We start from the raw sequence: 14,729 nt of genomic DNA, 5'->3' as shown, positions 1-14,729 counted from the left end.
ACATGATCGCCATAGGGGCCCCGGCCAAACACATCCACCCAGCCGGGCACCACACACCAAAAGACCGGGCCTGAGCCGAAGCGCGCGGCGAAACACATCTACCCGGCACCACCACAAGCCTCGGCGCTTCACAGGACACAGGCACGGCAGGCCTCCAAACCCCCGAGCTTGAGCCCGCTCAGCCGGAGGCGTGGTCCGCGGCCAGGGCGGCCTCAGCGGAGGGGTAGACGGTGAGGACCTTGTCCAGGGAGCTGACCTGGATGGCGCGCAGCACCGGCCCGCCGTTGCTGACCACCCGCAGCGCCGCGCCCCGGTCGAGCAGGGTGCGGTGGTACTCCACCAGCAGGGCGAGCCCGGCGGAGGCGAGGAAGCCGACCCCGCTGAGGTCGAGCACCACGGGGCGCTCGTCGGTGCGGCGGGCGGCGGCGTCGTCGAGGCCGCGGCGCAGGATGGGGGCGGTGCCCATGTCGATCTCACCGCGCACGCGCAACAGGATGGCCTCGGCGTTGTCGCCCGCTTCGACCGTCAACATCTCGGACGTACTCATGGCAGCCCTTCCGGAACGGAGCATGGGGACGAGGGCCGCTGGCTGCTCAACGTCCCGCGGCGATATTAGTCGGGACCGGGCGGGGTCCGCCGAACCGAGCCCTGGAAAGGCGTGTCGAACGTGATCGCCCGGGGTAGCCAGCCGGGGCGTGCGTCCGCCGGGAGGGATGGCCGCCGTGCTGAGCGGGGGACTGAGGAGCATGACTGTGTCGGAGACAGCGCACAACCGGGTGGAACTGCGGTTGCCCGCCGAGTTCGGCAGCCTGCCGGTGGTGCGCGGGGTCGCCGCGACCGTGGCGATGGGGGCGGACCTGACCGTCGACGCGATCGCCGACCTGCGCCTGGCGGTGGACGAGGTGTGCTCGCAGGTGATCGCCCTTGCCCGGCCGGGCGCCCAGTTGACCTGCGCGTTCCACTCCACCGCCGCGGGTATCCGGGTGAGCGCGGCGGCGCCGTCGAAGGACGGCAGGCTGCCCTCTGCGGACTCCTTCGGCTGGCACGTCCTGCGCACCCTGACCGACGAGGCGCGCGCCTGGCTCGGCGACGGTGAGGACCACCCCCTGCACGTGGAGATCCTGAAGCGCAACGCGAGCTGATCGGCCCCCGCGCCGCCGCCGCACACCGCGCGCGCCCTGGGCCGTCCGGCCGCAGAGAGTGTGGTTGTACACACAATCGGGCGCACGGGTGCCGCACAGAGTGAGCAGAAGTCGCCCAGGTGACTACGCACCGTTGCCCTCGGCCGCTTCGCCCACATAGGGTCGTCATCCGGTCCCGGTTCGAGGAGGCGCTGATGACCAGCTCGCGGATCGGCAGGCGGACCGTGCTCACCCTGCTGGTGGCCGCCCCCACGCTCACCGTGGCGGGCAACCTGCTGGACACCCCCACCGCGGACGCCGTCCTCCCCTCCCTGCCCGCCCCGGCCGACATCCTGGACCTGGGCGACGTGCTGATCCTGGCGGGCACCCCGACCGCGCACATGCTGGTCCTGCGGGTCGACCCCGACGGCACGGCCACGCTGCGGCTGCCGCGCGCCGAGGTCGGCCAGGGCATCACCACCGCCGCCGCCATGCTGGTCGCCGAGGAGCTGGACCTGCCGGTCGAGCGGGTCCGGGTGGAACTCGACGACGCCCGGCCGGAGCTGCTGTTCAACCAGCTCACCGGCAGCTCCAACACCATCCGCTCGGTCTACGGCCCGATCCGCAACGCCGCCGCCCTGGCCAGGGCCCGGCTCCTGGCCGCGGCGGCGGCGCGGCTGCGGGTGCCGACCGGCGCGCTCACCACCCGTGCGGGCGTCATCACCGCCACCGACGGCCGCGCCGCCCGCTACGGCGACCTGGCCGCCGCCGCGGCGGACCCGAAGCTGTTCGTCGGCCTGGTCACCCCCAAGCCCGAGCGCGACTTCACCGTCGTGGGCACCCCCACCTCCCGGATCGACGCGCGGGCGATGGTCACCGGCAAGCAGCGCTACACCCTCGACCTCGACGTGCCCGGCGCGCTGCCGACGATGGTGCGCCGGGCGCCCACGATCAACGGCACGGTCCGCTCGGTGGACAACGAGGCCGTCGTGCGCGCCATGCCCGGTGTGCTCGCCCTGGCGGTGATCCCCACCGGCGTGGCCGTGGTCGCGGAGACCTTCGGCCAGGCGCTCGACGCCAAGGAGGCGCTGGCCGTCACCTGGAACGGCGGCACGGTCGACGACGAGTCCGACGACACGATCACGGCGAAGCTGCGCGCCGCCGCGCCGGGGTTCGGCGGACCGCCGCTGCTGGGTCGTGCGGTCGACGCGGAGTTCGACTTCGCCTTCGTCAGCCACGCCCCGATGGAGACCAACTCCGCCGTCGCCGACGTGCGCGCCGACCGGGCCGAGGTGTGGGCCGGGCTCAAGTCGCCGATCAACGCCCAGGAGGGCATCGCCAAGGCCCTCGGGCTGCCGGTGGACAAGGTCACCGTGCACGTGACCCAGGGCGGCGGCTCCTTCGGCCGCAGGCTCTTCGCCGACGCCGCGCTGGAGGCCGCCCTGGTCTCCAGGGCGGTGGGCAGGCCGGTGAAGCTGATGTGGTCGCGGGTCGACGACATGCGCCACGGCCGGGCCCGCGCCGCCAGCCACCACAAGATCCGCGCCGTGCACGCGCTGGGCAACGTCGTCAGCTTCGAGCACCGCGTGGCCGGTGTGGAGACCGACTTCGGCCACGGGGTGGGCGACGCGATCACCGCCGAGGCCGCGCAGCTACCGGTCGCGGGCGGCCTGGTCTTCGCCCAGGTCGTCTTCCTGACCACGATCAAGTCCCCGTACAACCTGGGGCTCACCGGCCAGTCGCTGACCGAGGTCCCGCTCAAGATGCACACCGGGAGCTGGCGGTCGGTCTACTCCGCCAACACCCGCGGCGCCGAGGAGATCGTCGTCGACGAACTCGCCCGCTCGATGGGCCGCGACCCGGTGGCCTTCCGCCGGGAATTCCTCAAGACCGACCGGCAGCGCGCCGTGCTCGCCAAGGCCGCCACCGAGGGCCAGTGGGGCCGGGCGATGCCCGCCGGGTTCGCCCAGGGCATCGCCTTCCACGAGGAGTACAAGTCCTGCGTGGTCTACCTGGTGGAACTCGACGCCCGCGACCCGGCCGACCCCCGGGTGGTGCGGGCGACCATCGCCGTGGACACCGGCCGGGTGATCAACCCGCGCGGCCTGGAGTCGCAACTGCTGGGCGCCCTCACCGACGGCATCTCCACCACGCTGCGCGCGGGCCTGCACATCGACCGGGGCCTGCCCCTGGAGGGCAGCTACTCGCAGTTCCACTACGCCCGCCAGAAGGACTCCCCCACCGACGTCCGCATCTTCACCATGCCCACCACCGGCACCCCCGGCGGCGCGGGCGAACTGGGCGTCCCCGCCGCGGTGGGGGCGATCGCCAACGCCTACGCGCGGGCCACCGGCCGCAAACCCCGCCGGTTCCCGCTGAACTTCCCCGTCGACTTCGACCCGTTCCCGAGGTAGGCCGCCATGCCCCAGCACACCTTCACGGTCAACGGCAAGACGGTCACCGTCGAAGCCCCCGCCGACCTGCCCACCCTCTGGGCCCTGCGCGACAAGCTCGGCGTCACCGGCCCGAAGTACGGCTGCGGCATCGACGTCTGCAAGGCCTGCACCAGCCACCTCGACGGCGAGGCGTTCAACCCCTGCGTCACCCCCGTCTCCGAGGTCGCGGGCCGCTCGGTCACCACCATCGAGGGCCTGGCCGACGGCGAGCTGCTGCACCCGGTCCAGCAGGCCTGGCTGGAACAGGACGTCGCCCAGTGCGGCTACTGCCAACCCGGCCAGATCATGGCCGCGGTCGCCCTCCTCCGCCGCACCCCCACCCCCACCGACGCCGACATCGACGCGATCGAGAACGTCTGCCGCTGCGGCTCTTACTTCCGGGTCCGCCAGGCGATCAAACGAGCCGCCGAACTGATGCGCGGCGCCTGAGCCGCCTCGAGCAGCAACCCGACCAGCTCACCAGGCATCGTGATCATGCAGTCGTGCCCGGTCGGCAGCTCCCGCACCCGCTCCCCCACCGGAACCGGCCGCCGGACGATGCCCTCCGGTCGACCCCCCACGCAGTGCACATGCGTCCGAGGAATCGTCCGCCCAGCCGGATCGCCCATCCGAACCGGCTCCCGCAGGCACCGCACCGGCTGATCCGACAACATCGACCGCAACCACGCGACGTCATCAGGATCGGTGACCCCGAACAACCCGAGCGGCGCGGGCTGCTCCGGCATCGGCGGAACCCGCCACCCGTCCACAGCACCGGCGATCAGTTGCTCGGTGATCGGCAGCACGTCCACCGCCGCCTCACCGTCCTCGGGCACCATCGCGTCCAGGAACACCAGGTGCGCGATCCGCTCCGGCACCCGGTCGGCCACCCCGGAGATGACCATCCCGGCGTAGCTGTGCCCGACGAGCACGACGTCGTCCAAGCGTTCGCGCTCGACCAACCCCACGACGTCGTCGACGTGGGTGCCGAGCCCGACCTCAGGACCCAGCAGGTGCGCCTTGTCGCCGTACCCGGTCAGCGACGGCGCGAACACCCGGTGCCCGGCCGATTCCAGCAGCGGGACCACCCGGTCCCAGCTCCGCCCGCTGTGCCAGGCGCCGTGCACCAGCAGAAATGTGCCCATGGGAATGCGGTTCTCCTTCGTGCCTCGGTACCATTCGGTAACCGAGGACATCGTCATCCCCGCGACGCGAACCGGGCAATACGGCACTTTCAAGTGCCTCGGTTCCCAGGAGGTAACCGTGCAGGACCCGTGCCAGGCCCGCGAGGTGCTCGGGATCGTCGGGGACAAGTGGGCGCTGCTGGTCGTGCGCACCCTCAAGGACGGGCCGAAGCGCTTCACCGAGCTGAAGCGGGCCGTCGACGGCATCAGCCAGCGCATGCTCACCGTGACGCTGCGCGACCTGGAGCGCGACGGGCTCCTGACGCGCACGGTCCGCGAGGTCATGCCGCCGCACGTCAGCTACGAGCTGACCGCGATGGGCCGGACCCTGCGCGAGGCCACCGCACCGCTGCTCGAGTGGAGCATCGCGCACCTGCCGCACATCGACGCCGCCCGCTCGGCCTACAACAACCGCTAGTTCCCGGCAGCCCGGGCGGGCGCCGCGCTTCCCGAACGCGGCCCGGGTGTCCCCCACCACAGCGGGGACGGGCGGCGGGATGCGAAGATCGGTCGGTGGGCACCCTCATGGCGATCAGCGATCTGCACATCTCCTACGAGGAGAACCGCGAGATCGTGCGCGGACTGCGACCCGACTCCCCCGACGACTGGCTGATCGTGGCCGGTGACGTGGCCGAGACCGTCGCCGACGTGCGGTGGGCGCTCGGGCTGCTCGCCGAGCGGTTCGCCAAGGTCGTCTGGGTGCCGGGCAACCACGAGCTGTGGACGATGAAGGACGACCCGGTGCAGGCGCGCGGGGTGGCCCGGTACGAGGCGCTGGTGGCGCTGTGCCGGGAGTTGGGCGTGGTCAGCCCGGAGGACGAGTACCCGGTCTGGACCGGCGAGGGCGGCCCGGTCCGGATCACCCCGCTGTTCCTCGGCTACGACTACACCTGGTGCGCGCCGGGCACGTCCACCAAGGAGGAGTCGCTGGCCTACGCCCACAACACCGGCGTGGTCTGCACCGACGAGTACTACCTGCACCACGACCCGTACCCGAGCCGCGACGACTGGTGCCGGGCGCGGGTGGCGGAGACCGAGCGCAGGCTGCTGGGCTGCGACCAGTCGGTCCCGTTCCTGTTCGTCAACCACTACCCCCTCGTCCGCGAGCCCACCCGGGTCCTGCACTACCCGGAGTTCGCGCAGTGGTGCGGGACCGAGCTGACCGCCGACTGGCACACCCGGTTCAACACCGCCGGGATGATCTACGGGCACCTGCACATCCCACGGATCACCCACCACGACGGCGTCAAGTTCCAGGAGGTCTCGCTCGGCTACCCGCGCGAGTGGCGCAGGCACGGCCACCCGCACGGCGTGCTGCGCCGGATACTTCCCACCCCGTCACGGGTGTGAACCCGGCCTGACCTGCGGCAACCCCTGTCAATGTGGTTGCCATCACGCCATGTTATGCCCAGGTGGGATGTCACCGCGGTGATCAATCCCGGCCATCCTCTGTGCATCGGTCGACCGGCCGCCCAGCCCATCCCGGGGTCTGGGCTCCCCCGGTCACCCTGTGCGAGAGGTGGCGGGCCATGACCGCGGCGGAGCTGTCCACAACCCTGACCGGCGGGGGCACCCCGGCGTTCGACGTGCACGACTACCGGCGGGGCCTGGGCTGGCCCGCCGACGGCGACCGGTTCGGCGTCTACCTCGAACTCGGCCGCGACGTGTGCGGGCTGCGGATGCGCGCCGGGCTGGGCGCGGAGGTGCAGTGGTGGCTGCGGCTGCGGATGCTGGCCGGACCGGTGCTGGCCACCCCGGCCAAGCGCACCGAGTGGACGTTCCTGGTGCAACCCGCCCCCGACGGCGCCCGCCGCCCGCTGCCGCCCGGGGTGGAGTCGGTCGAGGCCCTGGTGCTGCTGCCCACCGAGCAGACCCCGGAGGAGGTCACCCACTGGGTCACCGCGCCCACCCCGGAGCACGCGGTGCTGCCACAGGCGGGCTCGGTGATCGGCGCCGTCCGCAGCGTCCTCTACGGCCACCGCTTCTGACCGGGGCGCGAAGCCCGGTGACGTGACGGGCGGACCCGGCGGACCGTCTGGCACGATCGGCTCACCATGACGCTGACCGCGCGGATTCCCGCCTCCCCCGACCCAGACAGCCTGTTCGACGCCTTCTCCGAGTGGGCGGGCGAGCAGGGGCTGAGCCTCTACCCCGCGCAGGAGGAGGCGCTGCTCGAGATCGTGTCGGGGGCCAACGTCATCCTCAACACGCCCACCGGTTCGGGCAAGAGCCTGGTGGCCACGGGCGCGCACTTCACCGCGCTGGCCGAGGGGCGGCGCACCTTCTACACCGCGCCGATCAAGGCGCTGGTCTCGGAGAAGTTCTTCGCGCTGATCGAGACCTTCGGCGCGGAGAACGTCGGCATGATGACCGGTGACTCCAGCGTCAACGGCGGGGCGCCGATCATCTGCTGCACCGCGGAGATCCTGGCCAACATCGCCCTGCGCGACGGCGCCGAGGCCGACGTGGGCCAGGTGGTGATGGATGAGTTCCACTTCTACGCCGAGCCCGACCGCGGCTGGGCCTGGCAGGTGCCGATCATCGAGCTGCCCGGGGCGCAGTTCGTCCTGATGTCGGCGACCCTGGGTGACGTCAGCCGGTTCGAGGAGGACCTGACCCGGCGCACCGGCCGCCCGACCGCGGTGGTCACCTCCGCCGAGCGCCCGGTGCCGCTGTTCTACTCCTTCGGCATGACCCCGCTGACCGAGGCGCTGGAGGAACTGCTCTCCACGAACCAGTCGCCGGTATACGTCGTGCACTTCACCCAGGCCGCCGCGCTGGAGCGGGCGCAGGCGCTGATGAGCGTGAACGTGTGCACCCGCGAGGAGAAGGACGCGATCGCCAAGCTGATCGGGAACTTCCGGTTCTCCTCCGGCTTCGGCAAGACCCTGTCGCGGTTGGTGCGCCACGGCATCGGCGTGCACCACGCGGGGATGCTGCCCAAGTACCGGCGGCTGGTGGAGCGGTTGGCCCAGGCCGGGCTGATGAAGATCGTGTGCGGCACCGACACCCTGGGCGTGGGCATCAACGTGCCGATCCGCACGGTGGTGTTCACCTCGCTGTCGAAGTACGACGGGGTGCGCACCCGGCTGCTCAAGGCGCGCGAGTTCCACCAGATCGCGGGCCGGGCGGGCCGGGCGGGCTTCGACACCCTGGGCACCGTGCTGGTGCAGGCGCCCGAGCACGTGATCGAGAACGAGAAGTCGCTGGCCAAGATCGGCGACGACCCGAAGAAGCGGCGCAAGTTCGTCCGCAAGAAGCCGCCGGAGGGCATGGTCTCCTGGGGGCTGCCGACGTTCGAGCGGCTGGTGGCGGCCGAGCCGGAGCCGCTGACGTCGAGCTTCAAGGTCAGCCACTCCATGCTGCTCAACGTGATCGGCCGTCCCGGCGACGCGTTCGCCGCGATGCGGCACCTGCTGGAGGACAACCACGAGGACCGGGCCGCGCAGCGCAGGCACATCCTGCGGGCCATCGCCATCTACCGCGGCCTGCGCGAGTCCGGTGTGGTCGAGGAGCTGCCCGAGCCCGACGAGCAGGGCCGCCGGGTGCGGCTGACGATGGACCTGCAACTGGACTTCGCGCTCAACCAGCCGCTGTCGCCGTTCGCGCTGGCCGCCTTCGAGCTGCTGGACCGGGAGGCGCCCGGCTACGCCCTGGACGTGCTGTCGGTGGTGGAGTCCACACTGGACGACCCGAGGCAGGTGCTCTCGGCGCAGCAGCACAAGGCGCGCGGCGAGGCCGTGCAGGCGATGAAGTCCGAGGGCATCGAGTACGACCAGCGGATGGAGCTGCTGGAGCAGGTCACCCACCCCAAGCCGCTGGCCGAGCTGCTCGGCGCGGCGTTCGAGACCTACCGGCGCGGGCACCCGTGGGTCGGCGACCACCGGCTGTCGCCGAAGTCGGTGGTGCGCGACATGTTCGAGCGCGCGATGACCTTCACCGAGTACGTCTCGTTCTACCAGCTCGCCCGGTCCGAGGGGCTGGTGCTGCGGTACCTGGCCGACGCCTACCGGGCGGTGCGCCAGACGGTGCCGGACGAGATGAAGACCGAGGAGCTGACCGACCTGGTCGAATGGCTCGGCGAGCTGGTCCGCCAGGTCGACTCCAGCCTGCTCGACGAGTGGGAGAAGCTGAGCAACCCCAGCGACAACCCCGACGGGGACCCCGAGGCGCCGGTGGACGACACCCCGCCCGCGATCACCGCCAACCCGAGGGCGTTCCGGGTGCTGGTGCGCAACGCGCTGTTCCAGCGGGTGCAGCTCGCCGCCCGGCGCGACTGGTACGGCCTGGGGCAGCTCGACGGCGACACCGGGTGGGACGCCGAGGCGTGGGAGGACGCGGTCTCCCCGTACTTCGAGGTGCACAGCCAGATCTCGGTGGGCCCGGACGCGCGGGGCCCCGGGCTGCTGGCGATCGAGGTCGAGCCGGAGCGCTGGTTGGTCCGGCAGGTCTTCGACGACCCGAACGGCGACCACGACTGGGGCTTCACCGCCGAGGTCGACCTCGCCGCCTCCGACGAGGCGGGCACGGCGGTGCTCCACATCACCGCCGCGGGCGAGCTGTAGGCCCGTGCGCGGCGACGGCGACCGCGTGGTCCGCTGCGGCCTCGGGCACGCGCACTGGGGCCGCCACGGCGCGGCGGGTCTGCTGCCGGTCCACCGACCCGACGGGGGTGGGGCGCACGTGCTGTTGCAGCAACGCGCCCTGTGGACCCCCGGCGGCGGCACGTGGGGGGTCTTCGGCGGCGCGCGGGACAGCCACGAGGACGCGGTGACCGCGGCGCTGCGGGAGACCGCGGAGGAGAGCACCCTCGACCTGGACCTGGTGCGGCCGTTCGGGACGCGGGTGGTCGACCACGGCGGGTGGGCCTACACGACGGTGCTGGCGGTGGCCTCGGCGATGCCGCGGGTGCGCCCCGGGTCGAACGAGACGAGGGCCGCCGCCTGGGTGCCGGTGCCCGAGGTCACCGCGCGGAAGCTGTTCGCCCCCTTCGCCGCGAGCTGGACGGAACTCATGGACAAGTTGACCCTGCCCGTGATCGTCGTCGACTGCGCCAACGTCATGGGGTCGCGCCCGGACGGCTGGTGGCGCGACCGCGCGGGCGCCGCCACCCGGCTGCGCGACGGGCTGGCCGAGGTGGTGCGCGCGGGCGTGGCCGACTTCGCGGGCCTGGACACCGCGTACCCGGAGGCGGTCCTGGTGGTCGAGGGCCGCGCCCGCGGCATCGGGTCGGTCGACGGGGTCACCGTGGTCGACTCCCCCGGCGAGGGCGACGACACGATCGTCGAGCAGGTGCGGGCGCACGCGGGCGGGCCGTGCTTCGTGGTGACCGCCGACCGGGAACTGCGGGCCCGCTGCGCGGCGGAGGGGGCCGACGTCCTCGGCCCCCGCTGGCTGCTCGACCGCTTGGGCTGACCGCCCGCCCCGACCTCGCTGCGCACCGGACCCGTTCGGCGCGAACGCTTTCCCGCGCAGGAACGCACTGCACCGGTTCAGCGACGGCGGGTGCCCACTTGACGACTCTCGGCGAGAACCCGTCCGACTACTGGCGGGTCAGCGGCAGGCAGGCGAGGCGCGCACCGGCCGTGCCCGCCTGGCCGGGCTCGGTGTGGGTGTGCTGGGCGTGCAGCACCACCGAGTTCGCCAGGCGCGAGGACAGCGACCAGTCCACCTCGGCGCTGGTGATGGCGTTGCCGCCCACGTCGGTGGTGAAGTCGAGCCACACCTCGTTCTCCGGGTTGGCGTAGGCCGGGTCGACCGAGGGCTGCACGGGGTCGGCCCGGTTCTGGGTGTGCGGACCCGCAGCGGCGGGGTCCGCACCGCAGTTGCCGGTGTGCACGTGCGCGCCGTAGTGGTGGGCGGGCAGCAGGCCGCGCACCCGCAGCAGCACCACCGTCCGGCGTCCCGATTCGACCGGGACGGCGTCCAGGGGGCCGCCTGCCTCGATCGGTACAGCGATCGCGGACGCGCCGGCGGGAACCGCGGCGGCGTCGTAGGTGTACAGCGGACCGGTCGGGGAGAACTGCGCCGCGGGAGACAACAGCAGCAGGAAGAGGGCGCCGACAACATGCATGTGGGGAACAATTCCACCCCGGCGTCCCTCCCAACCGGACACCCCCGGTGGTTCACCTCATCGAGTGCGATCACTCACTCCGACGCGGCGGGATGACGATCACCTCCGGCGCATCGCGGTGCGCCCGGTCCGGCTCCACGACCACCGAATCGACCACCTGCGAGTCCACGACGAATGGCCGGGTCCCGGCGCGGTCGGCGCGGCGCAGCGCCCAGCCGCGCACCACCGCGCGCGTGGGCGGCAGCAACAGGAGGAGGCCCAGGACGTCGCTGATGAAGCCGGGCAGGAACACCAGCACGCCCGCGGCGGCGATCAACACCCCGTCGACCAGTTCCTTCTGCGGGGGCCTGCGCAGCAGGACCGACTCCTGCAGGGCCGCCAGGGTCTTGCGGCCCTCGCGGCGCAGCAGGGCACCGCCGAGCACGGTTCCGGCCACCAGCAACAAGATCGTCGGCAGCACACCGAGGAGGCCACCCACGGTGACCACGACGGTGAACTCCGCTACGACAGCGAGGAACATGATGAACAGGATGGGCACGGCGTGGGCTCCTCTGTCAGCACCCGGTGGGGTCCTGTACCGCTTTGTTGGTCGGATGTCTCTACAACGCACGAGGGCTCGGAAACGCTCCCGACACCGGAAAACGCCAGGTCAGCGGCAAAATCACCCGATCGGGGAGCACGTCAAGGCCACGTGGCGTTTCCCACGGGGGCCAAACGGTGTATCCCGATAACGCCGAGTTCACACTATTGTCATGAGAACGCCCGGATGACCCCGGGCCCGACGCTACGCTCGGCGACGGCCCCGCCCGCACCGGACACCGGTGCCGCCGCCCGCGATCGGCATCCAGCACACGCTGGGACCTGCACCACACCCGAAGCACAGCGCGGTGCTTCACCCACTCCCGCACGATGAGGTGCGCTCCACCGCCCGAGCCCGGGCGAACCCGTCGCCGGGACTTCACCGACCGCGACACCGGGCCGAGTCGCCGGTGAAGGTGCTCATCCGGCCTTCCCGCCTGCTCGAGCGACCGCGTGTGCGCTCCAGACCATGGGAGGGCCGCTAGCTGTGACGACCCGCCAAGACCACCTCCGCGGTGGTCTCTACGACGAGAACTTCGAGCACGACGCCTGCGGCGTCGCCTTCGTGGCCGACCTCGCAGGCCGCAGGGACCACGCGATCGTGGCGAAAGCTCTCGTCGCCCTGCGCAACCTGGAGCACCGCGGTGCCAGAGGCGCCGAACCCGACACCGGTGACGGGGCCGGAATCCTGATCCAGGTCCCGGACGCGTTCTACCGCGACGTCGTGGACTTCGCGCTGCCCGAGCCCGGCGCCTACGCCGTGGGCACCGCGTTCCTGCCCACCGACCCCGGCGCGCGCGCCGAGGCCGTCGCCGGGATCGAGGCGGTGGCGCGGGAAGAGGGCGCCGTCGTCCTGGGCTGGCGCGAACTGCCGGTCGTGCCCGAGCACACCGGGGCCACCGCGCGGGCGGTCATGCCCGCCTTCGCCCAGTTGTTCCTGGCCGCCGCGGACGGCTGCGCCGGGATGGCGCTGGAGCGCCTGGCCTTCTGCGTGCGCAAGCGCGCCGAGCACGCCGGGGTCGACCACGGTGTGTACTTCGCCAGTCTCTCCGCGCGCACGATCGTCTACAAGGGAATGCTGACCGAGCCCCAGGTCGAGGCGTTCTTCCCGGACCTGTCCGACGAGCGGGTCACCAGCTCCATCGGCCTGGTGCACTCCCGGTTCTCCACCAACACCTTCCCGGCCTGGCCGCTGGCGCACCCGTACCGGTACGTGGCGCACAACGGCGAGATCAACACCCTGCGCGGCAACCGGAACTGGATGGACGCCCGCGAGTCGATGCTCGCCAGCGACCTGGTGCCCGGCGACCTCAAGCGGATCTTCCCGGTCATCACCCGCGGCGCCAGCGACTCCGCCTCCTTCGACGAGGTGCTGGAGCTGCTGCACCTGGGCGGGCGCAGCCTGCCGCACGCGGTGCTGATGATGATCCCGGAGGCCTGGGAGAACCACACCGAGATGGACCCGGCCCGCCGGGCGTTCTACGAGTTCCACTCCACCCTGATGGAGCCCTGGGACGGCCCCGCGCTGGTGTCGTTCACCGACGGCACCCAGATCGGCGCCGTGCTCGACCGCAACGGCCTGCGCCCGGCCCGCTACTGGGTGACCGAGGACGGGCTGGTCGTGCTGGCGTCGGAGGTCGGCGTGCTGGACATCGACCCGACCACGATCGTCCGCAAGGGACGGCTGGAGCCGGGCCGGATGTTCCTCGTCGACACCGCCGAGGGGCGGATCATCGACGACGAGGAGATCAAGGGCTCGCTGGCCGCGGAGCACCCCTACGGCGAGTGGGTCCGCCAGGGCCTGCTGCCGCTGGAGACGCTGCCCGCCCGCGAGCGCGAGGTGCCCACGCACTCGTCGCTGGTGACCCGCCAGCAGGCCTTCGGCTACACCGAGGAGGAGCTGGCGCTGCTGCTGGAGCCGATGGCCCGCACCGGCGCGGAGCCGATCGGCTCGATGGGCAACGACGCCCCGCTGGCGCCGCTGTCGAGCAGGCAGCGACCGCTGTTCGACTACTTCAGCCAGCTCTTCGCCCAGGTGACCAACCCGCCGCTGGACGCCATCCGCGAGGAGCTGGTGACCTCGCTGGGCACGCTGATCGGCGCCGAGCCGAACCTGCTGGCCGCGGGCGCGGACTCCTGCCGCCGCATCTCGCTGCCCTACCCGGTGATCGACAACGACGAGCTGGCCAAGCTGGCGCACGCCAACGACGACGGCGACCTGCCGGAGTTCCAGTCGGTCACCGTCCACGGCCGGTTCGACGTGCGCGGCGGCGGCGACGCCCTGCGCGAGCAGCTCGACGAGATCCGCTCGGAGGTGTCCTGGGCGATCCGGCACGGCGCCAAGGTCATCGTGCTGTCCGACCGCGGCGTGCAGCAGCACCAGGCGCCGATCCCGTCGCTGCTGCTCGTCGGCGCGGTGCACCAGCACCTGGTCCGGGAGAAGACCCGCAGCCAGGTCAGCCTGGTGGTGGAGTCCGGCGACGCCCGCGAGGTGCACCACGTGGCGCTGCTGATCGGCTACGGCGCGTCCGCGGTCAACCCGTACCTGGCGATGGCCACGGTCGAGGACCTGGCGAACCGGGGCCTGGTCAAGGGCACCGACGCGCACACCGCGACCCGCAACCTGATCAAGGCGCTGGGCAAGGGCGTGCGCAAGACCATGTCGAAGATGGGCGTGTCCACCGTGGCCTCCTACCACGGCGCGCAGATCTTCGAGGCGCTCGGCCTGGGCCCGGAGGTCATCGCGGCCTGCTTCACCGGCACCACCTCGCGGCTGGGCGGCATCGGCTTCGACGTGCTGGCCGAGGAGGTCGCGCAGCGGCACGCCACCGCGTTCCCGGCGGGCGAGCTGCACCCCAGCCACCGCGAGCTGACCGTCGGCGGCGACTACCAGTGGCGCCGCGAGGGCGAGCCGCACCTGTTCAACCCGCAGACGGTGTTCAAGCTCCAGCACTCGACGCGCTCCGGGCAGTACGAGGTCTTCAAGGACTACACCCGGCTCGTCGACGACCAGTCGGTGGCGCTCAAGACGCTGCGCGGGCTGTTCGCCTTCCGCGAGGGCCTGCGCCCGCCGGTGCCGATCGAGGAGGTCGAGCCGGTCTCGTCCATCGTGAAGCGGTTCGGCACGGGTGCGATCTCCTACGGCTCGATCTCCAAGGAGATGCACGAGACGCTGGCGGTCGCGATGAACCGCCTGGGCGGCAAGTCGAACACCGGCGAGGGCGGCGAGGACCCCGAGCGCCTCTACGACCTGACCCGCCGCTCGGCGGTCAAGCAGGTGGCCTCCGGCCGCTTCGGCGTCACCAGCGAGTACCTGGTCAACGCCGACGACATCCAG

At 72.0% G+C, this 14,729-nt stretch carries 13 protein-coding genes; 9 read left to right on the top strand and 4 right to left on the bottom strand.

Features of this window, described 5'->3' with window-relative positions; translation table 11 throughout:
* Positions 1-178: 178 nt before the first annotated feature.
* Positions 179-547: an STAS domain-containing protein gene (locus UO65_RS37040; RefSeq protein WP_063936028.1), complete on the bottom strand. Its 369-nt coding sequence runs from the start codon at positions 545-547 to the stop codon at positions 179-181.
* A 205-nt stretch (positions 548-752) separates the two neighbouring features.
* Between UO65_RS37040 and UO65_RS36300 the strand changes: the two genes are divergently transcribed.
* The 3 genes from UO65_RS36300 to UO65_RS27900 all read left to right on the top strand — a co-directional run bounded on the left by UO65_RS36300 (position 753) and on the right by UO65_RS27900 (position 4,006).
* Positions 753-1,142: an ATP-binding protein gene (locus tag UO65_RS36300; RefSeq protein WP_161784529.1), complete on the top strand. Its 390-nt coding sequence runs from the start codon at positions 753-755 to the stop codon at positions 1,140-1,142.
* Positions 1,143-1,336: 194 nt separating this feature from the next.
* Entirely contained in the window at positions 1,337-3,535 is a 2,199-nt protein-coding gene (locus tag UO65_RS27905) for a xanthine dehydrogenase family protein molybdopterin-binding subunit (protein WP_035288331.1), read from the top strand.
* Positions 3,536-3,541: 6 nt separating this feature from the next.
* A complete protein-coding gene (locus tag UO65_RS27900; protein ID WP_035288329.1) occupies positions 3,542-4,006 on the top strand; it encodes a (2Fe-2S)-binding protein in 465 nt (154 codons plus the stop codon).
* Here UO65_RS27900 and UO65_RS27895 read toward each other — a convergent pair.
* Complete coding sequence (locus tag UO65_RS27895; protein ID WP_035288327.1) at positions 3,949-4,701, bottom strand: alpha/beta fold hydrolase; 753 nt, start codon at positions 4,699-4,701, stop codon at positions 3,949-3,951. The genes UO65_RS27900 and UO65_RS27895 overlap by 58 nt on opposite strands.
* Before the next feature lie 118 nt (positions 4,702-4,819).
* On the opposite strand from UO65_RS27895, the gene UO65_RS27890 reads away from it, so the two are divergent.
* The 5 genes from UO65_RS27890 to UO65_RS33780 all read left to right on the top strand — a co-directional run bounded on the left by UO65_RS27890 (position 4,820) and on the right by UO65_RS33780 (position 10,155).
* Entirely contained in the window at positions 4,820-5,158 is a 339-nt protein-coding gene (locus tag UO65_RS27890; protein ID WP_035288325.1) for a winged helix-turn-helix transcriptional regulator, read from the top strand.
* Between the two features lie 107 nt (positions 5,159-5,265).
* Positions 5,266-6,090: a metallophosphoesterase family protein gene (locus UO65_RS27885; protein WP_035288341.1), complete on the top strand. Its 825-nt coding sequence runs from the start codon at positions 5,266-5,268 to the stop codon at positions 6,088-6,090.
* Positions 6,091-6,269: 179 nt separating this feature from the next.
* On the top strand, positions 6,270-6,728 hold the full coding sequence (locus tag UO65_RS27880; RefSeq protein WP_035288323.1) for a hypothetical protein: 459 nt from the start codon (positions 6,270-6,272) through the stop codon (positions 6,726-6,728).
* A 66-nt stretch (positions 6,729-6,794) separates the two neighbouring features.
* The gene (locus tag UO65_RS27875; RefSeq protein ID WP_035288322.1) at positions 6,795-9,305 is read left to right on the top strand and encodes a DEAD/DEAH box helicase; all 2,511 of its coding nucleotides are present in this window, start codon (positions 6,795-6,797) and stop codon (positions 9,303-9,305) included.
* Between the two features lie 4 nt (positions 9,306-9,309).
* Positions 9,310-10,155 (top strand): NUDIX hydrolase, encoded by an 846-nt coding sequence (locus UO65_RS33780; protein WP_052021886.1) that lies wholly within the window; start codon positions 9,310-9,312, stop codon positions 10,153-10,155.
* A 127-nt stretch (positions 10,156-10,282) separates the two neighbouring features.
* Here UO65_RS33780 and UO65_RS27865 read toward each other — a convergent pair whose 3' ends face one another.
* Positions 10,283-10,813 carry a superoxide dismutase family protein gene (locus tag UO65_RS27865; RefSeq protein ID WP_052021885.1) on the bottom strand — a complete coding sequence of 177 codons (531 nt, stop codon included), beginning with the start codon at positions 10,811-10,813 and terminating at the stop codon, positions 10,283-10,285.
* Between the two features lie 70 nt (positions 10,814-10,883).
* Complete coding sequence (locus UO65_RS27860; protein WP_035288320.1) at positions 10,884-11,351, bottom strand: FxsA family protein; 468 nt, start codon at positions 11,349-11,351, stop codon at positions 10,884-10,886.
* Between the two features lie 510 nt (positions 11,352-11,861).
* On the opposite strand from UO65_RS27860, the gene UO65_RS27855 reads away from it, so the two are divergent.
* Positions 11,862-14,729: glutamate synthase central domain-containing protein (locus UO65_RS27855; protein WP_233427873.1), on the top strand; the 2,868-nt coding region annotated here is incomplete at its 3' end.

This window comes from Actinokineospora spheciospongiae, assembly GCF_000564855.1.
Taxonomy (GTDB): domain Bacteria; phylum Actinomycetota; class Actinomycetes; order Mycobacteriales; family Pseudonocardiaceae; genus Actinokineospora; species Actinokineospora spheciospongiae.
The sequence above is the reverse complement of the archived record's forward strand: the minus strand, read 5'-3'. Positions and strand labels throughout refer to the sequence as shown.

Coding starts and splice junctions, on each gene's coding strand:
- UO65_RS37040 (WP_063936028.1), bottom strand. CDS start 547: ATGAGTACGTCCGAGATGTTGACGGTCGAAGCGGGCGACAACGCCGAG.
- UO65_RS27905 (WP_035288331.1), top strand. CDS start 1,337: ATGACCAGCTCGCGGATCGGCAGGCGGACCGTGCTCACCCTGCTGGTG.
- UO65_RS27900 (WP_035288329.1), top strand. CDS start 3,542: ATGCCCCAGCACACCTTCACGGTCAACGGCAAGACGGTCACCGTCGAA.
- UO65_RS27895 (WP_035288327.1), bottom strand. CDS start 4,701: ATGGGCACATTTCTGCTGGTGCACGGCGCCTGGCACAGCGGGCGGAGC.
- UO65_RS27885 (WP_035288341.1), top strand. CDS start 5,266: ATGGCGATCAGCGATCTGCACATCTCCTACGAGGAGAACCGCGAGATC.
- UO65_RS27880 (WP_035288323.1), top strand. CDS start 6,270: ATGACCGCGGCGGAGCTGTCCACAACCCTGACCGGCGGGGGCACCCCG.
- UO65_RS27875 (WP_035288322.1), top strand. CDS start 6,795: ATGACGCTGACCGCGCGGATTCCCGCCTCCCCCGACCCAGACAGCCTG.
- UO65_RS27865 (WP_052021885.1), bottom strand. CDS start 10,813: ATGCATGTTGTCGGCGCCCTCTTCCTGCTGCTGTTGTCTCCCGCGGCG.